Source organism: Paeniglutamicibacter sp. NPDC012692, from assembly GCF_042901625.1.
Taxonomy (GTDB): domain Bacteria; phylum Actinomycetota; class Actinomycetes; order Actinomycetales; family Micrococcaceae; genus Paeniglutamicibacter.
This window is the reverse complement of the sequence record NZ_JBIBDE010000001.1, coordinates 1,649,930-1,671,059: the sequence shown is the minus strand read 5'-3', so window position 1 is coordinate 1,671,059 and position 21,130 is coordinate 1,649,930. Positions and strand designations below refer to the sequence as shown.

Annotated in this window: 18 protein-coding genes; 14 read left to right on the top strand and 4 right to left on the bottom strand. The window is 65.8% G+C overall.

The window, feature by feature from the left end:
* Positions 1 to 173: 173 nt before the first annotated feature.
* The 11 genes from ACFY5D_RS07785 (at position 174) to ACFY5D_RS07735 (ending at position 12,425) form a co-directional block, all read left to right on the top strand.
* Positions 174 to 458 carry an HU family DNA-binding protein gene (locus ACFY5D_RS07785; protein ID WP_068733068.1) on the top strand — a complete coding sequence of 95 codons (285 nt, stop codon included), beginning with the start codon at positions 174 to 176 and terminating at the stop codon, positions 456 to 458.
* Positions 459 to 642: 184 nt separating this feature from the next.
* Entirely contained in the window at positions 643 to 1,275 is a 633-nt protein-coding gene (locus ACFY5D_RS07780; RefSeq protein ID WP_387527292.1) for a hypothetical protein, read from the top strand.
* Between the two features lie 60 nt (positions 1,276 to 1,335).
* The gene (locus ACFY5D_RS07775) at positions 1,336 to 1,947 is read left to right on the top strand and encodes a copper resistance protein CopC (RefSeq protein ID WP_387527289.1); all 612 of its coding nucleotides are present in this window, start codon (positions 1,336 to 1,338) and stop codon (positions 1,945 to 1,947) included.
* Between the two features lie 244 nt (positions 1,948 to 2,191).
* Positions 2,192 to 2,761, top strand: coding sequence for a copper chaperone PCu(A)C (locus ACFY5D_RS07770; RefSeq protein ID WP_387527286.1), 570 nt, complete (start codon positions 2,192 to 2,194; stop codon positions 2,759 to 2,761).
* Positions 2,762 to 2,766: 5 nt separating this feature from the next.
* Complete coding sequence (locus ACFY5D_RS07765; RefSeq protein ID WP_387527284.1) at positions 2,767 to 3,993, top strand: Dyp-type peroxidase; 1,227 nt, start codon at positions 2,767 to 2,769, stop codon at positions 3,991 to 3,993.
* A gap of 110 nt (positions 3,994 to 4,103) precedes the next feature.
* Entirely contained in the window at positions 4,104 to 6,233 is a 2,130-nt protein-coding gene (locus ACFY5D_RS07760; protein WP_387527281.1) for a cytochrome c oxidase assembly protein, read from the top strand.
* Positions 6,223 to 7,008: a hypothetical protein gene (locus ACFY5D_RS07755; protein WP_387527278.1), complete on the top strand. Its 786-nt coding sequence runs from the start codon at positions 6,223 to 6,225 to the stop codon at positions 7,006 to 7,008. The genes ACFY5D_RS07760 and ACFY5D_RS07755 overlap by 11 nt, the downstream gene beginning before the upstream one ends.
* 307 nt (positions 7,009 to 7,315) lie before the next feature.
* On the top strand, positions 7,316 to 8,278 hold the full coding sequence (locus tag ACFY5D_RS07750) for a hypothetical protein (RefSeq protein ID WP_387527276.1): 963 nt from the start codon (positions 7,316 to 7,318) through the stop codon (positions 8,276 to 8,278).
* A 188-nt stretch (positions 8,279 to 8,466) separates the two neighbouring features.
* Positions 8,467 to 10,422 carry an NHL domain-containing thioredoxin family protein gene (locus tag ACFY5D_RS07745; RefSeq protein WP_387527273.1) on the top strand — a complete coding sequence of 652 codons (1,956 nt, stop codon included), beginning with the start codon at positions 8,467 to 8,469 and terminating at the stop codon, positions 10,420 to 10,422.
* 240 nt (positions 10,423 to 10,662) lie between these two features.
* Complete coding sequence (locus tag ACFY5D_RS07740; RefSeq protein ID WP_387527270.1) at positions 10,663 to 11,160, top strand: MarR family winged helix-turn-helix transcriptional regulator; 498 nt, start codon at positions 10,663 to 10,665, stop codon at positions 11,158 to 11,160.
* A 5-nt stretch (positions 11,161 to 11,165) separates the two neighbouring features.
* Positions 11,166 to 12,425 carry an MFS transporter gene (locus ACFY5D_RS07735; RefSeq protein ID WP_387527625.1) on the top strand — a complete coding sequence of 420 codons (1,260 nt, stop codon included), beginning with the start codon at positions 11,166 to 11,168 and terminating at the stop codon, positions 12,423 to 12,425.
* A gap of 10 nt (positions 12,426 to 12,435) precedes the next feature.
* On the opposite strand, the gene ACFY5D_RS07730 is transcribed toward ACFY5D_RS07735, so the two are convergent.
* From ACFY5D_RS07730 to ACFY5D_RS07715, 4 genes are all read right to left on the bottom strand, one after another.
* On the bottom strand, positions 12,436 to 13,431 hold the full coding sequence (locus ACFY5D_RS07730) for a hypothetical protein (RefSeq protein WP_387527267.1): 996 nt from the start codon (positions 13,429 to 13,431) through the stop codon (positions 12,436 to 12,438).
* Between the two features lie 48 nt (positions 13,432 to 13,479).
* Positions 13,480 to 15,234: a helicase HerA-like domain-containing protein gene (locus ACFY5D_RS07725; protein ID WP_387527263.1), complete on the bottom strand. Its 1,755-nt coding sequence runs from the start codon at positions 15,232 to 15,234 to the stop codon at positions 13,480 to 13,482.
* Between the two features lie 72 nt (positions 15,235 to 15,306).
* A complete protein-coding gene (locus tag ACFY5D_RS07720) occupies positions 15,307 to 15,822 on the bottom strand; it encodes a GNAT family N-acetyltransferase (protein WP_387527260.1) in 516 nt (171 codons plus the stop codon).
* Between the two features lie 5 nt (positions 15,823 to 15,827).
* Entirely contained in the window at positions 15,828 to 17,846 is a 2,019-nt protein-coding gene (locus tag ACFY5D_RS07715) for an FAD/NAD(P)-binding protein (RefSeq protein ID WP_387527257.1), read from the bottom strand.
* Positions 17,847 to 18,182: 336 nt separating this feature from the next.
* Between ACFY5D_RS07715 and ACFY5D_RS07710 the strand changes: the two genes are divergently transcribed.
* From ACFY5D_RS07710 to ACFY5D_RS07700, 3 genes are read left to right on the top strand one after another with little or no spacing between them, the layout of a single operon-like run.
* The gene (locus ACFY5D_RS07710) at positions 18,183 to 19,268 is read left to right on the top strand and encodes an amino acid ABC transporter permease (RefSeq protein WP_387527254.1); all 1,086 of its coding nucleotides are present in this window, start codon (positions 18,183 to 18,185) and stop codon (positions 19,266 to 19,268) included.
* Positions 19,265 to 20,071 carry an amino acid ABC transporter ATP-binding protein gene (locus ACFY5D_RS07705; RefSeq protein WP_387527251.1) on the top strand — a complete coding sequence of 269 codons (807 nt, stop codon included), beginning with the start codon at positions 19,265 to 19,267 and terminating at the stop codon, positions 20,069 to 20,071. Before ACFY5D_RS07710 ends, ACFY5D_RS07705 begins: the two co-directional genes overlap by 4 nt.
* Positions 20,072 to 20,115: 44 nt before the next feature.
* Positions 20,116 to 21,117 carry a transporter substrate-binding domain-containing protein gene (locus tag ACFY5D_RS07700; protein WP_387527248.1) on the top strand — a complete coding sequence of 334 codons (1,002 nt, stop codon included), beginning with the start codon at positions 20,116 to 20,118 and terminating at the stop codon, positions 21,115 to 21,117.
* Positions 21,118 to 21,130 lie beyond the last annotated feature (13 nt).

Below are 21,130 nucleotides of genomic sequence, written 5' to 3'. Positions count from 1 at the left end.
AACTGGCCGTTGAACGTGAAAAACCTGCCAAAGTTCAAAAAAATCCCGGGAACTCGCCCCATTTCGGGCGTTTCGCGTCTGAACATTTGGTAAGTTCTCACACAGAAGTCCCCGCGAATGCGAGGCGTCCTGAACCGAAATCGGTCGGGAAGAAAAGTCCAGGAGGACATACTTTGGCTATGAACCGTAGTGAACTTGTTGCAGCCGTCGCCGAGAAGACCGGCAACTCCCAGGTAGCCGTCAACGGCGTTCTGGATGCCGTGTTCGAGGTATTCGTTTCCCAGATTTCGCAGGGCGAAAAGGTTTCGATCCCGGGATGGCTCGCAGTTGAGCGCACCGACCGTGCAGCTCGCACCGGCCGCAACCCGCAGACCGGCGAAGCCATCCAGATCCCAGCCGGCCACTCGGTCAAGCTGACCGCTGGCTCCAAGCTGAAGGCTGCCGTTACCGGCAAGTAGTCTGCGCTCCCGCAGAAGCTTTCTAACCGCCCCGCACGATGGGTCTTCGGACCTGTTGCGCGGGGCCGTTTGGTTTAATGAAGGAAGTCCGAATGGCGCCTTGAGTTCTACGTTTCGTAGAATCGCGTAGAATGGGCTGCCAGGGCGCGAACGCCCACGGACAAACCGGTTGGAGGGACTAGGCATGGAAGATCGCGGCCTGCGCATTGTGCGTGGCTGGATTGGTGCGCTCGTGTGCACGTGCCTTGCCGTTGCCTCCCACACCGTGGCCGACGGCATGATGCCGCCCCTGGCGATTGTCGGCCTTGTCCTGGCGGTATCGGGTGCCGTGTGCACCGCACTGGCCTCGACCAACTTTTCGCTGATTCGCACGACGATTGCCGTCGTCCTGAGTCAGGGTCTCTATCACGCGGTCTTCGGCCTTTTCGGGCACCAGTCTGCAACGGGGCACCTGCAGGAATCCGGGGCGATGCCCGGACACGGTGCGCATTCCATGGTTCTGAACGTTGAAGAGGTCCTGCCGCCCAGCGCTGTTGCCGAATCACCGCTGGGCTACCTCATGCCGGTTTCGCACCTGCTTGCCGCGCTGCTGACCATCGCGGCCCTGCGCAAGGGTGAGCTGGCTGTCCGCTCCCTCGTGGACGGCATTTTGCTGTACGTTCCGCGACGCATCCTCTATGCCCGCGCCTGGCAGCCACTTGTTGCGCTGCGGTCCCGGGTTGTCTCATCCCCGATGCCCGTGGCTCGCCTGGACGTCTTGTTGCCCGCACTGCGCCGTCGCGGTCCTCCTGTCGGTCCTGCTTTCGCTTATTGCTAATCGCAGAACCCTCGACACAGGAACCCCGCCATGTACGGCGTGGACAAGGACCAAAAAACCATGAACGTTTCAACCCAGAATGCGGGCTCCAAGGCACGCTTTGCCGCCCTGCTTGCCATTGCACTACTCAGCCTGATGACGGTTTTCGGAGTCGGCAGCGCCCAGGCCCACGACGAATTGGTGGCCACAACGCCGGCAAACGGTGCGGAGCTGAAGACCTCCCCGGAAAAGTTCGTACTGACCTTCAGCGGGGATCTGAAGGAAATCGGCACCATCGTTGAGCTGAAGGACGAGAAGGGCCGGAGCATCCAGACGAGCTTCGAAATCGCCGGCCGGGACCTCACCGTCACGCCCGCAGCCACCCTGCCCAACAGCGATTACACCTTGGTGACCCGGGTCGTCTCCTCCGACGGCCACCCCATCGACAAGAAGCTGACGTTCAGCGTGAAGGATCCGAAGGCCGTCGATTCCGCTACACCGACCCCCGCCGCCACGCAGGCCCCCAGCGCGGCCCCAAGCTCCGAAGCCGCAACGGTTCCGGCGACCGAGCAGCAAAGCCCCGCGAAGCAGCTGGCAGGGCTTCCCACGGCCGTTGTCTGGCTCATCGCCGGTGTCGTCGTTCTCGGCTCGGTGCTCATGGTCCTGTTGAAGGTTCGCCGCCAAGGCAAGTAGGCCATCAGGGAGTCCTTGCCACAAACGTAGTGCGGCAACGGCACCCCACACACGTCCCGGCGAACGATCGTCGCCGAACGTACACACACATTTTTTGGCACCCACGCGTGTCCCGTTTCCCGGGCCGCCGCATGCTCTCTTGCGGTCGAGCCCTGCGAACCGCGCCCGCTGGATGCCGCGCGGATTCCGTTGGCGGCCCCTGAGGCAGAGCCCGGATGCTCCGCCCGTACCCTGGAGATTTCCCATGTCCTTGAACACCAGCATTCTGAACAACCCGACCTCCCGCTTCGCTCGCGCAGGCATCGTGGCGGCCGTCGTGGCGGCCCTGCTGAGCGGCTGCGCCAGCGCCAACACTCCCGATGCGGCAAGCCACGGCACGCATGCAACAGCCCAGGAAGGCGCGGTTCACGTCAGTGAAGCCTGGATCAAGGCCGCGCCGAAGGGAATGACCGGCGGCTTCGCCCAGTTGCACAACACCACGGGCCAGGAAAAGGCCCTTGTTTCGGTTTCCTCGGCCGTGGCCGAGAGCGTCGAACTGCATGACATGAAGGGAACCGGGACATCCATGACCATGGAAAAGCTCGACGGCCCGCTGGTCATTCCGGCCAACTCGACGGTCGCCTTGGAACCGGGGGCCAAGCACATCATGTTCATGGGCCTGAAGGAGGAACTGAAGGCCGGTTCCACTGCAACCGTGGTCTTCACCTACGCGGACCAGAGCACCGACAAGGTCGACTTCGAGATCAAGGAGTTCGGCGGGGCCAAGGAATCCTATGCACCGGAGGCAGAGCACTCCGAGCACGGGGATCACTGATCGTGGTGACAACCACAACCAACCAAACAAGCGCCCCGTCGCGGCGCGCCTTGCTCTTTGGCGGTGCGGCCACCGTCGCCGGTGCCGCCGCGGGGTTTGCCGCCGGATCCGGCGCAGGAACCGCGCAGGCAGCCGAAACGCAGCCCGGCGGCCCGTTGCACGGGCAGGAAACCATTGCCTTCCACGGTGACAGGCAGCCGGGAATCCAGACACCGGCCCCGGCCTTCGTTTCCTTCCTGGCACTGAACCTGATCCTGCCCGAGGCCTCAAGCCAGGTCGAGCAACGCGAGATCCTGCGTCGTGTGTTCCGGCTCGTCAGCGACGATGCGTCCCGGCTCATGGCCGGGAGGGGCATCCTGGCCGACACGGAACCGGAACTCGCGGCCAACCCGGCCCGGCTGACGGTCACCATGGGACTGGGGCCGCTCGCGGTGAAAACCTTGAACCCCGGTCTGCTGCCGGGCTGGCTCAAGGACCTTGAAGCATTCCCCGCGGACAAGCTGGACTCCGCATGGGGCCAGAGCGACCTGATCCTGCAGATCTGCGGGGACGACAGGATGTCGCTGGCCCACGCCTCGCGCGCCTTGCTCAAGGACCTGAAGCCTCTTGCCACGCCCCACTGGGTGCAGGAGGGGTTCCGCCATTCGCGTGGTTCCCAGGACGAGGCGGCCACCATGCGCAACCTCTTCGGGCAATTGGACGGCACCGGAAACCCGAGGGGTGACATGCTTGAACGAGCGCTCTGGGGCGGCGACAACCTGGAACCCTGGGTTCCAGGCGGCACCTCGTTGGTGCTGCGCCGGATCGAGATGGACCTCGACACCTGGGACCAGGTGGACCGTCCGGGGCGGGACTTCTCCCTGGGGAGGCGGCAGGACACCGGTGCTCCGCTGACCGGCAGCCACGAGTTCGATTCGCCGGACCTGCGCGCCACGGACGAGCTGGGGTTGCCCGTCATCTCCCCGGATTCGCACGTTGCGCGTGCCCAGCCGCGCGAGGCCGACGAAATCATTCTGCGCCGCGGTTACAACTACCTGGAACCGGACAGCGCGGGATTGCTTTTCGCCTCCTACCAGTGCGATGTCGACCGCCAGTTCCTGCCCATCCAAAGGCGGTTGGCCGAGTCCGACATGCTCAACGAATGGACAACGGCCATAGGGTCGGCGGTCTACGCAATCCTTCCGGGGTGCGCGGAGGGCTCGTACCTGGGCAAGGAATTGTTCGCCGGTTGATTGCGTGCCCGCCGTGGTGCCGTGGTGCCGTGGTGGCGCACAACACCACGGCACCACGGCGGGCGCCGAACGATGGGAGAATGATCAAGCGTGGAAGTTGAAAGGACATTGTGAACAAGTCACAGAACACCGGACTCCGGGATGAAACAAAGACCTCCGGGGGCTCCGTCGGCAGGCTCTGGCCGGTCCTGACCCTTCCCGCCATTCTGCTGGGGCTTATCGCCCTGGTGGCCGCCAGCGTCTTTGCGGGCACCTCCGCGGCCAGCCAGCTCGGCGACCCGGGTGCCTTCGTGCGCTGGGCGCTTCCGATCGCCAAGGCCATGCACCACACGGCAATGTCGATCACCATCGCAGCGCTGGTCTTCGCCGCGGCGATCCTGCCGCGCTCCACCAAACCCAAGCGCCCCGCCCAGCGAGAGCACGACACCGACGGCGGCGAGGCCCACCCGGCGTTCGTGCGCGCCATGAACCTCGCGGCAGCCTCGGGCATGGTCTGGACCCTCGCGGCCGCCGCGGTGCTGGTCTTCAGCTTCTGGGACCTCGTCGGCAAGCCGATGAGCCTGGACCCCACCTACACCACGGCAATGCTCGACTTCGTCCTGCAGATTTCCGTCGGACGGGCCTGGGCCTGGATGATCGTCATCGCGGCGATCACCTCCTCGCTGGCCTTCGGCGTGCGCTCCCCGGCATGGGTGGGCGCCGCGGCCGCATTCTCCATGACGGGGGTGCTGCCGATGTCGCTGATCGGCCACGCCGCCGGGGGCGACGACCACTGGGGAGCCGTCAACGCGATAGGCCTGCACCTGGTGGGCGTGTCCCTCTGGTTCGGCGGCATCGCGGTGCTCGCCGCGCTGGCCCCGCTGCTGCAGGGCAAGGCCCCGGGACGCCACGGCGGAACCGCTCCCATCCTGGCCGGCACCGTCCTGCGCAGGTTCTCCGCGCTGGCCACCATCTCGATCTTCCTGGTCGCCGGTTCCGGCGTTGTCAGCGCCACGATCCGGATCACCAGCTGGGAGCAGCTGAACAGCCCCTACGGCTGGTTGGTCATCGCCAAGGCGATCGCAACCATCGGCCTGGGCGCGCTCGGCCTGGCCCACCGCCGCTACGTCATTCCCCGCCTCGAGGCCGGCCAGGTCGGCGCGCTGAATGCCGCATGGCGCGTGGTCGGCATCGAAGCGCTCATCATGGCGGTGGTCATGTCGCTGGGCACCGTCCTGGGCCGCACCGCGCCGCCGACCCCGGATTCCCCGCCGGAAGTTCCGAGCCCCGCGCGCCTGCTCAGCGGGTACGAGCTGCCGCCGGAACTCACGAGCGACAGCTGGCTCACCGTATGGCGCCTCGACTGGCTGTGGGTCGCCATCATCATCATCCTGGCCGCGCTCTACGTGATTGCGACCGTCAAGGTGCGCCGCCGCGGCGACAAGTGGCCGATCCTGCGCCTGGCCGTCTGGATGGTCGGCCTGGCCGCCCTGTTCTACATCACCTCCGGCGCCCCGGCCGTCTACGGCATGGTGCTCTTCTCCATGCACATGGTCGACCACATGGCCCTGACCATGGTCGCCCCGCTGTTCCTGGTCATGGGCGCCCCCGTGACGCTGGCGCTGAAGGCCCTGGCATCGCGCACCGACGGCACCCGCGGCCCGCGCGAGTGGATCCTGGTGCTGGTGCACTCGAAGTACTCGGCGATCATCACGCACCCGATCTTCGCCGCCGCCAACTTCGCCGGGTCGATCATCATCTTCTACAACACGGACCTCTTCGGCTTTGCGCTGCGCCAGCACGTGGGCCACGAGCTGATGAACGTGCACTTCCTGCTCACCGGCTACCTCTTTGCGCTGAGCATGATCGGCACCGACCCGGTGCCCAAGCGCGCGCCCTACCCGCTGCGCCTGGTGATCCTGCTGGCCACCATGAGCTTCCACGCGTTCTACGGCGTGTCCCTGATGGGGTCGACCTCGCTGATCCAGGCCGACTGGTTCGGCAACCTGGGTCGCCCGTGGGGCGAGCCCGCGATGGAGGACCAGCGACTGGGGGCCGCCGCGATGTGGGGCATCGGCGAGGTCCCCACGCTGCTGCTGGCACTGGGCGTGATGGTGGCCTGGAGCCGCGACGACGCGAGGGAATCCAAGCGCTCGGACCGCAAGGCGGACCGTGACAACGACGCGGAGCTGCAGGCCTACAACCAGATGTTTGCCCAGCTGAAACAACAAGACCAGGAGATTGAACGACGTGGCCGCTAAGAACAAGATGGGTGCCCTGCGCGCCCTCGCCCTGACCGCGTCGTTGGGCCTGTTGCTGGGCGGCTGCGCGGCCAAGGACCCGGGACTCGAGCTCCCGGCGGGCCACGCGCCGCTCCCCTCCAGCGCCGGCGCCAGCCCCAGCGCGCCCGCAGCCTCGTCCGGCGCCCAGGATCAGCTGACCACCGCGCAGCTGGCCGTCGCCTCGGGCATCTCCATGGCCGCTCGGCTGGGCTTCGACCAGGCACGCGTCATCGACGGCCAGGAACTTGAATCCCTCAAGGAAGCCCCGCAGGACTCGCTCAACGGCGTGGTCGTCATCCCCTCGCAGTGCTCCGAGGTCATCGAGTCGCTGAACTGGTCTCCCGTGCAGATGGGGGCCGAGGGCGCGCGCACCGACTTCCTGACCGACAAGATCGCGGCCACCGGATCGGTCGAGGTCGCAAAGATCACCGATAAGCCGGCGCTGGAGAAGCACTACGGCACGGTGCTGCGCATGCTCACCGAATGCAACAAGATCTCCCTGCACCAGGAATCGGAAACCGTCCCGTTCACCACGCAGAAGCCCGCGGTGAAGGAGGACCAGGCCGATTCGGCCATCCTGTGGACCCGCGCCAAGCCGGGACACGCCATGCGTCAGCAGGCCCTGGTGCTGGTCAAGACACAGGGGGACTACGTCGGCATGGTTTCGTTCATCGCCTCCGACGGGCTGGACTCGCCCGAGTTCACCCAGATGGCCGGCGAAATCCTCAACGCGGCACTGACCCAGGCCCGCTAGGGACGGTCGGCTCCGGGCCCCGTTCGGGGCCGGAAGTAGCATCGGGTCGCGATGTTGCCGGCCGGGAGGTCCAACGGGTAGATGTTGCGGGATGCCCGCGCGCCTTGACGGACGGTTTTTGCGGGCCCCTGTCGGCGACGGTGCTGTATCGTCCCTGACATCAGCGGCCCCTGGGCACGTGTCCGTGTGGTTGACGCCGTGGCGTGGATGCGCCGGCCACGCCGCAACCGGCCCCGCGAATCGGCCACGCCCATCTTCAGGGATCCGCGACGTCGCAATCGCAACGTCAGCAAAAGACAATGATCCCTTGATTCGTCGTGACCTCTTGCATAGCATCAGCGAAATCGCGGGTCCGTCTTTCACCGGTCAGCCAACCCGTAGAACGCCAGACCACGCCTGCCGTTGCGAGCCCGGGGCCGGTCAAGTCGGGGCTGGCGGATTCTTTGTTCGGCATTCCCAAAATTGCTCCATTCAGGATTCGGAAAGGAGAACAATCAAAATGTCGCGAATGGGATACAACCCGGTTGCCCGAGCAGTGCACGTCATACGCAACAATCAAGACCTCAAGCTTCCGAACGAGGTCGCTTCCGCCATCGGAAAGCTGGAGCGGCTGGAGGCATTGGCGGCGGAGACCCAAAGAGCCGGCGCCTTATCCGGTGCAATCGTCGAGAACATCGTTGAACAGGAGGCCATAGACATGGCTGCAGTGGCCGCGTTGGCGCTGCAGCCCGTGGTGGAAAACCATCTTGAGGAAGCCATTGATCAAATGGTCACGCGGGTGTTCGGCCTATTGCGGCAACACCGGAATGCAATTCTTGACACTGTGCGCAAGGAATTTTTCGACCCGGCATTGAAGCAGCTGACCGAGCTTGCAAACAACACCGAGGCCGACACCACCGTCGACAAGCTCGTGGGACAGGGACGGTTGGACGTTGCGGAATCTTTCGCCGAGGGGGAGACTGCACTTGGCAGGCTCCGGTGTGCGCGAGAGCTCATCCCGGCGATCATCATGGACTTGCCTCGGGGCGGTGCACGGGACTTTGCAATGCTCAACATGTACAGATGCCCGGACATTGCCCTCGAAGTCTTGGATGATCCGTTTTTCACCACCGAGCTTGCCCAGACCCTGGAGATCATCCGGCGGGGTGGCGGGCCATGGATTCCCACCGCCGATGAAATCAGGGCGCATCGGCCCGCATACGAGCAGGAAAGCCTTCAGCGGTATGTCGATGCCGACGGCAAACTGGCCAGCACCGGGGAGAGCTTGTAGCCGCAGGGCATGCTCCCGCGCTGCTTTCGGTTCTTGTCCCGGTGAGGCAAAGCGTGCAATCAGCCCGGTGCCGGATCCCTTGCCGGGGCCGGAAGTAGCATCGGGTCATGATGTCGCCGACGGGGCCGCAAAAGCTGGATAATGGGGTGCAGCACCGCGTCAGCCGACAAGCTCAAGGAGTACCCCCCATGACAGCCCCCTCAAACACCGGAACCGAATCGGTCCGCACCTCCTACAAGGTCCGTGCCTCCGAACTCGTCGGCCGGAACTGGTTGAACACCGGCGGCAAGCAGCTGTCCCTCGAGGACCTGCGCGGCAAGATCACGATCCTGGACTTCTGGACCTTCTGCTGCATCAACTGCCTGCACGTCTTGGACGAGCTGCGCCCGCTTGAGGCGAAGTACTCCGACGTCCTGGTCACCGTCGGCGTCCACTCGCCGAAGTTCGAGTACGAGGCCGATCCGGTGGCGCTAGCCGCGGCCGTCGAGCGCTACGAAATCCACCACCCGGTGCTCGACGACCCGGAGCTCGTCACCTGGCAGGCCTACGCGGCCCGCGCCTGGCCGACCCTGGTGGTCGTCGACCCCGAGGGCTACATCGTCGCCCACCTCTCCGGCGAGGGCCACGCCAGCGGCATGGAATCGCTGATCGAGGAACTCATCGCCGAGCACACCGAGAAGGGGACCCTGCACCGCGGGGACGGACCCTACGTGGCGCCCCCGGCACGCGAGGGCGACCTGCGTTTCCCGGGCAAGGCCGTCGCGCTGGAAAACGGGAACTTCCTGGTCGGTGATTCCGGCCACCACCGCATCGTGGAACTGGGCAACGACCTGACCTCGGTGGTGCGCACCTTCGGATCCGGCGTCAAGGGCTTCGCCGACGGCGACGCGCAGACCGCCCAGTTCAACGAGCCGCAGGGCCTGACCCTGCTGCCGGCCGAACTGGCCGCAAGCCTCGGCTACCACGTGGTCGTCGCCGACACCGTCAACCACCGCCTGCGCTCGCTCAACCTGGAAACCGGCGCCGTGGGCACGCTCGCGGGCAACGGCGTGCAGCGCCTGCTCGACGCCGAACAGGCCCGCACCGCCGCTGACAACGCGGCCGACGCGGACGCCTGGATCAGCGACCTGGGCAACGACCCGCTGAACACCTCGCTGTCCTCGCCGTGGGACGTGCTGTGGAGCGACAAGGCCAACGCGGTCGTCATCGCCATGGCCGGAACCCACCAGATCTTCTCCTTCGACCCGTCCAGCCTGGCGCTGCGCGTCTTCGCCGGAACCGGGCTCGAGGGCCTGGCCGACGGCAAGCCGGGGGAGAGCTGGTTCGCCCAGTCCTCGGGCCTGGCCTCCGACGCCCAGGGAAACATCTGGGTTGCCGATTCCGAGACCTCCGCGCTGCGCCGCCTGGTGCTGGCCGAGGACGGTTCGGTCGAGGCCGTCGAGTCGGCCATCGGCGCAGGGCTCTTCGACTTCGGCTTCCGCGACGGCGCCGCAGACCAGGCACGCCTCCAGCACCCGCTGGGCGTTGCCGTGCTGCCGGACGGCTCGGTCGCGATCGCTGACACCTACAACGGCGCCGTGCGCCGCTACGACCCGGCCACCGCCATGGTCAGCACGCTGGCCCGCGGCCTGAACGAACCCGCGGACGTGCAGCTCGACGACACCGTGGACGGCGAGCCGGTGCTGCTGGTCGTCGAGACCAACAGCCACCAGCTGGTGCGACTGCCGCTGCCGGCCGAGGCTCTGGTGGTCGACGAGGGCGCGGCGCAGACCCAGCGCCCCAAGACGAAGGTTGCAGCCGGGGCGCACGAGCTGACCGTGCGCTTCTCCGCACCCAAGGGACAGAAGCTCGACGACCGCTGGGGCGATCCCACGCAGCTGAAGATTTCCTCGTCCCCGGAGGAGCTGCTGCTGGGCGGCGGCGGAACCTCCACCGGCCTGAAGCGCACCCTGCAGCTCAACCCGGAGGTCTCCGAGGGCGTGCTGCACATTACCGCGCGCGCCGCTGCCTGCGACGGCGAGCCCGGCGGCGAAATCCCCGACCACGCCGCCTGCCACCTGTACCAGCAGGACTGGGGCATCCCGGTGATCCTGGATGCCGAGGGCGAGACCGAGCTGGTCCTGGACCTGCGCGGCATGGACTGACCTGCGGCCTAGCAGTCGAGCCGAGGCCCCCTGGGTGTTTTCCGGAATTTTCCGGTCGACACCCAGGGGGCCTTTCGCTTGCCGCCGCGCGTTGTTGGGCGTCTCACGCGGGATGATCCGCCGATGGTGATCGGCGTCATGGCGGGAATAATTCGGCCGAAGTATTGTTAGCAATGCTAAGGAACTAATCGAGGTCGAAACCAAAGACGCCCACACGCAGGGCTCGCCGAAGGAGGATCCGTGACCACCCCGGATCAAGAGAACGCAACTGAAAACGAACCGAAACCCGTACGAACAAGCGCCACACGCAAGAAACCCGCAACCAAGACCGGGGACCTGGCCGCCGAGCTGCGCGTGGCCATCATGAAGACTTCCCGGCGGCTGCGCACGGAATCCAGCTCCGAAATGCTGACCCCTGCCCAGTACTCGGTGCTGGCCGCGCTGAAGACAGAGGGGCACACCATCGGTGAGCTGGCCCAGCGCGAACAGGTCGCGGCGCCCTCCATGACGCGCATCGTGAAGTCGCTGGTCGAGTCCGGCTGGGTGACCCGCACCTCCAACGCGCAGGACGCCCGCCAGGTGATGATCGACATCAGCGAGGAGGGCATGCGCACCTTCGTCGGAGCCCGCAGCCAGCGCACAGCGTGGCTGGCCCGTCGGATCGACCAGCTGGGGGAGGACGACCGACAAATCCTTGCAAGGGCCGCCGCCCTGTTGCAGGAAATGAGCGCGAAATGAGCAAGATGTTCCGCGCCCTGAGGATCCCCAACTACCGCCTCTGGACGGCCGGCGCCCTGGTGTCCAACATCGGCACCTGGATGCAGCGCGTTGCCCAGGACTGGCTGGTCCTCACGGTGCTCACCAACCACGACGGGACCGCGGCCGGCGTCACCACCGGCCTGCAATTCCTCCCCATCCTGTTCCTGGGGCCCTTTGCCGGGGTGCTCGCGGACCGGATGAACAAGCGCAAGCTGCTGGTGATCACCCAAACGGCCATGGGGTTCTTCGCCCTCTGCCTCGGCCTGCTGGTTGTCACCGGCACCGCCGAACTCTGGCACGTGTACCTCCTGGCGCTGGGTCTGGGCGTCGCCAGCGCATTCGACGCACCGGCACGCCAGGCGTTCGTCTCCGAACTCGTCCCCGCCGACGACCTGCCCAACGCGGTGGCACTGAACAGCGCATCGTTCAACCTCGCCCGGCTTGCGGGCCCCGGCGTGGCCGGCCTAATCATTGCCTTGCTTGGAACGGCACCTGCCTTCCTGATCAACGCGGCAAGCTTCGGCGCCGTGATCTTCTCGCTGAGCCGGATGCGCAAGGAACAATTCCAGCCGACCACATTGGTGGCCCGGGAAAAGGGGCAGATCCGGGAAGGCCTCGCCTACGTCGGCAAGCGGCCCGACCTGCTGCTGATCTTCGGCCTCGCCTTCGTGGTTTCCACCTTCGGGCTGAACTTCCAGTTGACCAACGCCATGATGGCCACCGACGTCTTCGGGGTCGGCGCGGGCGAGTTCGGCCTGCTGGGAACCCTCATGGCCGTCGGAACCTTCGCCGGGGCGCTGCTGGCGGCCCGGCGCGCCCGGCCGCGCATGCGCTACCTGTTGGGCGGCGCCGTCGGTTTCGGGCTGGCCGCCCTGATTGCAAGCGCCATGCCGACGTTCTTCTGGTACGCGGTCATGATGGTTCCCGTGGGGTTGGCGTCGCTGACGTTCCTGAACAGCTCGAACACCACCATCCAGCTTTCGGTGGATCCCGCCTACCGAGGCCGGGTCATCGCGCTCTACGTTGTGGTGGTGCAGGGCGGAACGCCCTTCGGCGCACCGTTCGTGGGCTGGCTGGGAACCGAATTCGGCGCCCGCTGGTCGGTGGGAAGCGGTGCGATCATTTCGCTGGTCGCCGGGCTGATCGCCGTGGCGATCGTGCTGCACCAGCGCCACCTCAAGTCGAGGACGCCGGCGGAACTGCGTCGCCGCGGATACCGGCTGGTCCCGGCCATGGGCCACTAAGGCAGCGGGGTCACTCGCTGGCCACGGGGATGACCCGGGCCTTGGTGGTGCCGGCCTTGAGCTCCGCGGTGAAGCCGAAAGCCTCGTCGAACGAATGCTCGGAGGAGGCGCCGGTGCGCAGGTCTTGTTCGGTAACCTGGAGCCGGGTCTTGACCGTCAGCGGGCGCAGGGCCCACTCCCCGTTGTAGGAGACGATCTCGGCCTTCGGGTAATCCAGGATGCTCCAGTGGATCGAATCCGAGCGGACCCGGGCCGAGGTGGAGTAGCTCATGGGGCAGCTTGCCGGCATCAGGACCTGCTGGCTGGCGCAGTCATCCAGGTACTTCTTGATTTGCCCGTTGACCTCTTCCACCAGGGCCTTGGTAGGTTCGGTTTGGAGCTTCACCGCGGTTCCCTGCGCGTTCGGGTCGGTGACCGCGATGCCGCGGGAATCGGCCGCAAAGTTCTGTGTTTCAAAGCCGGCGTTGACCACCGAGGGTGCAAACACCGGGATCGTCGTCTTGCCGTTCTCCAGCGGCGCGGGCAAGCCGTTGATGTCCACTTCATTGGTGGTGCTCGCCGAGACTTCCACCGTGGGCAGGATCGAGGGCACGAAGTTCCAGCGGTCGAAGAACAGCCAGCTGCGGCCGACCGACTGCAAGCTGTAGCTGGTCTGCTGTTCCGTGCCGTGGACGGTGTAGCTCGCCGTCACCTGCACCACCTTCCCGCTTCCGGGGAGATGCTCCGGCTTGCCCACCGTGAAGTCCCTGATCTCGGCGCTGGCGGCACGCAGCCCGTCGCCGTCGAGCAGCAGGCCGTTGCCTTCGGGCACCGTCGCATTGAGCATGCCCAGGGCCTGCGCGCCCTCGCCGGCCACCAGGTGCGCCTGCAGCTCCCTGACCTTCTGGCTCGGTCCGAAGGTCGTGTGGTTCACCAAGATGATGACGGATACTGCTGCTACGGCCAGCAGCACCAGGGCCGCCGCCCAAATGGCTGCGACCCTGGTGGGGGAAAGTCGTTCGCTCATGATCCTCTAGGCTACCGGGAATCTGAAGCGGCTATGACCTGCGTGTCCTTAGCGGCGCCTGCGCCTCTTGGTTCCGAACATTCCGCGCAACAGTTCGCTGCCGATCGCGTTTGCCGCCTGCAAGGCCATGTCCAGCAGTGGGTTCCCGGCTTGGGCTGGCTGCGCCGGGGGAGCGGACCGCGTGCGTGGAGCCGACTTCTTGGCAGGCTTTTCGTCCTCGAATTCGGGCATGGAATAGTCGGCGGCACCAGGCCCCGGGGCCGAGCTCGGCAGCGAGGAGGGCTTGCCGAGGATGGACTCCTCGATCCTGCGCGCCTCGGCATCGATGTCGGCCTGGGACTGGCCGGCACCCGGGATCCGCCCGCCCACCGAGCCGCCCGTGGGCACCGGGGCCGTCACGCCGGGGAAACCCGCGCTGGGGGCGTTCGGCGCCAGGACGGACGTGGCTGCCGGTGCCGCGGTGAGCTTCTCGAACGCCGATTCCCGATCCACGGACGTGCCGTAGACCTGCATCAACGCAGAGCCCTGGATGATTCCCGCAACCGTCGCGGGGTTGGAGGGCCCCATCGTCGATTCGGGGCTCCACATGCGCGTCCAGGCCACCGGGGTCGGCGCGCCCTTTTCGTTCATCACCGTCACCACGGCTTCGCCCGTCCCGGCCTGGGTGAGCGCCTCTTCCAGGTCGTAGTCGCTGGTCGGGAATGTCGAAATGGTTGCCTTCAGCGCCTTGGCGTCATCAGGGGTGAAGGCGCGTAGCGCGTGTTGCACGCGGTTGGCCAGCTGGCCCAGCACGTCCGACGGGACGTCCTTGGGAGTCTGGGTCACGAAGAACACTCCGACGCCCTTGGAACGGATCAGCCGCACGGTGGTGGTGATCGAGGTCAGGAACGCCTTGGAGGCGCCTCGGAACAGCAGGTGGGCCTCGTCGAGGAAGAACACCAGCTTGGGCTTTTCCGGGTCGCCGACTTCCGGCAGCTCGGCGAACAGGTCGGCGAGCAGCCAGATCATGAACGTGGAGAAGAGCACGGGCTTTTCCATCAGGGTGGGCAGCTCGAGGCAGCTGATCACGCCGCGGCCGTCGGGGGCCACGCGCAGGAGTTCGGACGTGTCGAACTCCGGTTCCCCGAAGAAGCTGTCCATGCCCTGGGCTTCGAGGGTCACCAGCTCGCGCAGGATGACACCGGCGGTGGCCTTGGAAACGCCGCCGAGGTTCTCCAGCTCGGGCTTGCCCTCGTCGCTGGTCAGGTACTGGATGACGGCGCGCAGGTCCTTGAGGTCGTACAGCTCAAGGTCCTTGGTGTCCGCGTAGTGGAAGATCAGCTGCAGGCAGGATTCCTGGGTCTCGTTCAGCTCCATGATGCGGGAGAGCAGCAAAGGGCCGAAGGATGAGATGGTGGCCCGGATGGGGATGCCCGCCCCGTCGCCGCCGAGGGAAAAGTACTCGACGGGAAATGACTTGGCGGACCATTCCATGCCCACCGAGGCGGTGCGAGCCAGGAGCTTCTCGGAGGGCTGTCCGGGGGTGGACAGCCCGGTGAGGTCTCCCTTGATGTCCGCGAGGAACACGGGGACGCCGTGGCCGGACAACTGTTCTGCCATCAGCTGCAGGGTGATGGTCTTGCCGGTTCCGGTGGCGCCGGCAACCAAACCGTGCCGATTCATCATGCGGACGGGCAATCGCACCTGCGCCTCGGGATGGACCTGGCCATCGACCAGGGCCGCGCCCAAATTGACTGCCAGCCCCTCGAACGAGTAGCCGGCGGCGATGGTTTCTACATGCTGAGCTGTTGTCATCTTGGCCATGCCCATAGCCTACGTTCTGGATGCCGCAAGGTGTGGTTGGCACGCCAAATATTGTGTTGACGACGGCTCATGTCATGCGACGGAGGCTACAAGTTCCTTGGTGAAGGGGAGGTGGCCAACCGTCTCGGGATCGGCCTCGAGATCGAAAAGAGGGGTGTATCCGGCCTTCAGATACAGCCGTACGGCCTCGGGCTGGCGGGGACCGGTTGTCAGGTACACGCTCCGGTACCCGTAGTTTCGGGCTTCCTCTTCCAATGCGTGCAGGACCATGTGGGCCAGCCCGCGGCGACGGTGGTCTTCGTGGGTCCAGATCCTCTTGAATTCGGCAACGCCCGCCTTGTACCGCCTGAAGGCGCCCCCGGCGATGGTCCGGCCGCCCTCCTGCATGAGCAGCAGGCTGCCGACCGGCGCGGCAAATTCGGTGGCGGGGTAGCGCTGCATCTCTTGCTCGGTGCCGCCGAAGAAATCCCCGTAGCGTTGCGTGTACTCGAGGGTGAGGCCGGCGATGAGCGGTTCGGCGCGCGGATCGTCAAGGGACGCCCGAACGACTACCTGTTTGCGGCTGGACTGGGGGGACGTTGTACTCATGATATTTACCCTACGTAGCGGTGGACTGAATCAATGCAGGCGGCCAAGGCCGTTTCCGACATGAATGTGGGTTCGGGACGGGCAACCGGTTTCGGGATGCTTGTGAGGACCAGACGGGCCAGGGCGTCGGTGTCCCGGAACGGCGCCGCGTTGGAGAGCGGCCGAGAAAACGCTCCCGCGCTCCACCCCGAGATCCCGGCGCCCACCGCATACAGCCAGGGGCATGCCGACCCCTGGCCGTCCACGGCCCGGTACTCGTCATCCACCAACAGCTTTCCGGTCCCGCTGGGTTCCTGGGTGATCAGGCCGCGGGCAAAGAGCGCGAGCAGGAGCGGATTGCTGGTGGTTTCCAGCGTGGAAGCCGGCAGACGCGCCTCCACGAATGCCTCTGCCCGCGCCACGTGGCCGTCCACGGCGCCACGGGCAACAAAGCAGCGGCCGTCCGGATCGATGTCGAATGTCGTTCGGGGCCCGAGGAAACGGATGAGCCCGGCCCTTTCAAGTGCCAGGAGCTCCCGCAGCCTGCTCGCCGGGGGACCGGAATCAACGTAGCTGAAGAAGCCGTGCCACCAGCCCGAGACGTCGCGCCGGCTCGATTCATGCAGGTCGTCCAGGGAGATGATGCGCCCCAACTCCATGTAGCAACCGAGCAGGCCGAGGAACAGCCCCAGTGTCTCGGAATTCTCTCCGCCGTCGCGCAGGGCAATGTCCGTGGCCACGGCCTCGCGCACGGCCGATTGGACCTGGTCCGGAGTGACGAATTCCCGTGCGGCCAGGGGGTGGTCCAGGGCCTCGAAATCGAGCCGGTCCCTGGGATCCGGGATGGCCCGGTCCACCAGCGCTTCGCGCTCGGGGGAGTACCAGTCCAGGGGCGCAAACAGGTCGGCGAACTCCGTCCAGGGTACATTCGCGCGTTCGGGGGACGCCGTGAGCAATTCGCGGTAGTACCCGTAGGCGGCGTCTTTGGCCACCAACGGCCACAGATGGATCCTGAAGTCCAGGAGCCCGTGACGCTGCCGCAGCCTGTCGACGGCCTGTGCGGTCAGGAAGCGCAGCCCCTTTCCGGGTTCCCCGCGCAACCCGCCGCGGATCTTTGACAGGTAGGGGACGCCGCGCCGGGAGCCGACCAACAAGCGCGGTTCCTTGCCCGATGGCTCATAGGTCAACGAACCGTCGGGCCGGGCGGTGAAGCTGCCGCCTCGACCCTGCATCAGCAGCACAAACAGGTCAACGAACGCCAGGCCCATGCCGGAGACCAGCACGTCGGTTCCGGGCCGCAGCCCCGACAGGTCGACGTCGTTGGTGTAGTCGGGCGGTATGTACGTCAGCCGTGCCTGGTTGTCGGCCGCGAAGCGGGCAAAGCGCCGGGAGGGGGCATCCGGGAGGGCATCGGTGTGTCCCTGGGCCAGCACCACCTGGTCCGCCTCCAGCGAGGCCCCGGATGCCAGTTCTATGCGGTGTAGCGCACCGGGTGCGCCGGGAAGAATGTCCACGACCGTATCTTGTCGGAAGGCCACCTCGATTCCATCCGGGAGGGCCGCCACCGCGCGTGCCAGGAACCATTCGAGGTAGTGGCTGTGCAGTTTGCGGGTGGGGAACGAATCGGCCCCGAGCGCTGCAATCTCCTCGCCCAGCGCGCTGCCGGGAGCGAACGATGCCGTGTCGATCCCGGGGCAGGTGCCGGCGCGCACCTGGCACACCCATTCCCACAACGAGGGTCCGGGTACCGCAGGCCCCTCGCAGGTCACGGATGCGTCGGTAAACATGCTCACGTCCATGGCCATGGAGTTGAGCTTCAGCAGCGGGGACTGGTCGCCGCGCCAGATGCGCCCGGCCCCGGGCGGGAACGGATCGACCACGTCGATATGCAGGGAGTCGACACCGAGTTCCCGATGGTTTGCCGCCACCCGTTCCAGCAGCATGGCGGCACGCGGGCCGCCGCCGACGATCAGAAGACTGGACGCCGGGTTGTCGATCGAAGAACGCCCGACAGGTCCGTGTGTTGTCCTCGGTGGCAGGCTCATGTGTGCTCCCTTGATCTCTCGCTTCGTCGCGCCTGACTGCGCCCCGTGAAGTGAATGCCAGCCTAGGCACCCAAGCTTGGGCGGCTAAAGGTGCGCTTCACCTGCCGTGATACACCGCAATGGGAAGTGACGAAGCGTCACAGTTCGCCTCGGACGAAAGCCCCTGAAATTTCATTGTTGCGTCGCATTGCACGAGGTTGCTTGGCATGGACTAGCGCCTTGTGAGAGTCGAGTTTCGGCTCCTAGCGTGAGGGCAGAACGAATCATTCAAGCCGTTCACGAAAGCCAAACATCACCCCAACACCGTCCACCGGTGTACCGCGAAGGAGGTGGCACATGGGTGCCGCAACACCAACAACCGAAGTCGATGACGAGCCCGGGGCAACGGCCGCGTCCACATCGCCGGCCGCCGACGAGCAGGAAACACCGGATCGGCAAACGGGTCCGAAGGCGCCCTCGGGGAAGCCCGTCCCAGCCAACGACGCCGACGGTAGCGGCGAGGACGACGTCGACTACTACTACGCCAAGGGCATCGTGCCGGCCAGGCACCCCGGACGCTGGGTCGGCACCGTGGTTGTCGGGCTGGCGCTCGCCGGAATCCTCTACTCGCTGACCACCAACCCGCGCTGGGAATGGAACGTGGTGGCCCAATGGTTCACCTCCGAATCGGTGATCCGCGGCATGGGGGAGACACTCAAACTGACGGTCATCTGCGGCGTGCTCGGATTCGTCCTGGGATTCGTGCTGGCCCTGATGCGGCTTTCCAGCTCGCCGCTTTTTTCCTCGGTCTCCTGGACCTTCTCCTGGATCTTCCGTTCCACCCCGCTGCTGGTCCAGATGCTCCTTTGGTACAACCTCGGCTACCTCTACGAGACGATTTCGGTGGGCGTCCCGTTCACCAACATCACCTTCTTCGAGGTCTCCACCACCACCCTGATCAGTCAGTTCGGCGCAGCGGTCCTGGGGCTCACCCTGAACCAGGCCGCCTATTCGGCCGAAATCATCCGCGGCGGCATCCACTCGGTGGACCACGGCCAGCTCGAAGCCGCAGCGGCACTGGGCATCCCGCCCTGGCGCCGTTCCACGCGCATCGTGCTTCCCCAGGCCATGCGCGCGATCCTGCCCACCGCCTTCAACGAAATCATCGGACTGGTCAAGGGCACCTCGATCGTCTACGTGCTCGCCTACGGTGAGCTTTTCTACACCGTGCAGGTCATCTACTCGCGCACCCAACAGGTCCTGCCGCTGCTGCTGGTCGCCACCTGCTGGTACATCGTGATCACCTCGGTGCTCTCGATCGCCCAGTACTACATCGAACGCCACTACTCCAAGGGGGCGGTGCGCACCTTGCCCGAAACCCCGCTGCAAAAGCTGCGCCGCTTCTTCACCATCCGCACCCAGAACCCGATCGGAACCCGATGAGCACCGCCGCCACGACGCACGCGACCCGCGGGCTTGTGAACATCCGCAACGTCCACAAATCCTTCGGCAACCACGAAGTGCTCAAGGGCATCAACCTGACCATCAACCCCGGAGAGGTCGTGGCCATCCTCGGCCCCTCCGGCTCGGGGAAATCCACGCTGCTGCGCACCATCAACCACCTGGAGAAGCTCGACGGGGGAACCATCCGCGTGGATGACGAACTCATGGGCTACAGGGTGCGGGGCCAGCGCCTGCACGAACTGCGGGAACACGAGGTGCTGCGCCAACGCACCCACGTGGGCATGGTCTTCCAGAACTTCAACCTCTTTCCGCATTTGAGTGCACTGGCCAACATCACCGAGGCCCCCATCCACGCCCAGGGACGCAACCGCGACGAGGTGAAAGAACGGGCACTGGAGCTGTTGCGGCGGGTGGGCCTGGCCGACAAGGCCGACGCGTATCCCCGCCAGCTTTCGGGCGGGCAACAGCAACGCGTCGCCATTGCCAGGGCCCTTGCCCTGAACCCCAAGGTCGTGCTCTTTGACGAACCAACCTCCGCGCTTGACCCCGAGCTGGTCGGCGAGGTGCTCGACGTGATCCGGGGACTCGCCAAGGACGGAACCACGCTGGTCATCGTCACCCACGAGATGGGCTTCGCCCGTGATGTGGCCGACCGCGTGGTGTTCATGGACGACGGGCACGTCATTGAACAGGGAACGCCGTCGGAAATCTTCGGTTCCCCGCAACACCGGCGCACCAAGGAGTTCCTCTCCAAGGTCATCGAACCCGCCTTCCACCTCTAAGAACCCGCCTCGATCGAGGCCCCGCCTCAAAGGACTGACTACAAATGAAAGCCACCACCCATCGATACGCCAACCGGACACTCCTTGCGCTGGGCCTCGGCACGGTGCTGTCGCTGAGCCTTTCGGGTTGCGCCGACCCGACCGGCAGCGCCAATGCAGGCACGGCCGAAGGCCCCTCGGACCAAACCACCCCGGCCGGTGTCCGGTACAACACCTCGCCCGAACAGGACAGGATCCGTTCCACCAAGGACGACAAGCTTGCGGCCAGCGTTCCTGCGGCCCTGGCCCAGGACGGCAAACTCACCGTGGCCACAAGCGCCGGCTCGGTTCCCCTGACCTTCCACGCCAGCGACAACGCCACCCTCATCGGCACCGAAACCGACATCGCCCAGCTCGTCGCCGACAAATTGGGCCTTGAACTGGACCTGCAGCTCACGAGCTGGGAGAACTGGCCCCTGCAAACCGACTCCGGTGCAGTGGAAGCCGTCTTCTCCAACGTGGGGATCAACGCCGAACGCATCAAGAAATACGATTTCGCTCCCTACCGCGCGGCCTACATGGGGTTCGAAGCGACCACCAAGTTCGAGGGAACCGTCAAGGACGCCGCCGACGTATCGGGCAAGAAGGTTTCCGTCGGCGCCGGAACCAACCAGGAAAAAATCCTGTTGGCCTGGAACAAGGAACTGGAAGCACAGGGCAAGGAACCGGCGAACCTGCAGTATTACTCCTCGGACGCCGACACCATTTTGGCCTTGTCCTCGGGCCGCGTGGACCTGAACCTTGCCCCGTACCCCACCACCGTCTACCGCGAAAATTCGAGGGACGACACCAAGGTGGTGGGCAAGATCAACGCCGGCTGGCCATCCGAAACCCTCGTGGCGGCCACAACCAAACACGGCAACGGACTTGCCGAACCCATATCCGCCGCGATCAACGAGCTCATTGCAGAGGGCAGCTACGCCAAGGTGCTCCAGCGCTGGGGCCTCGAGGACGAGGCAGTGAAAACTTCCAAGGCTGTAACGGCGGAAAACTACACCAGCAAGTAATCGGCCGGATTGC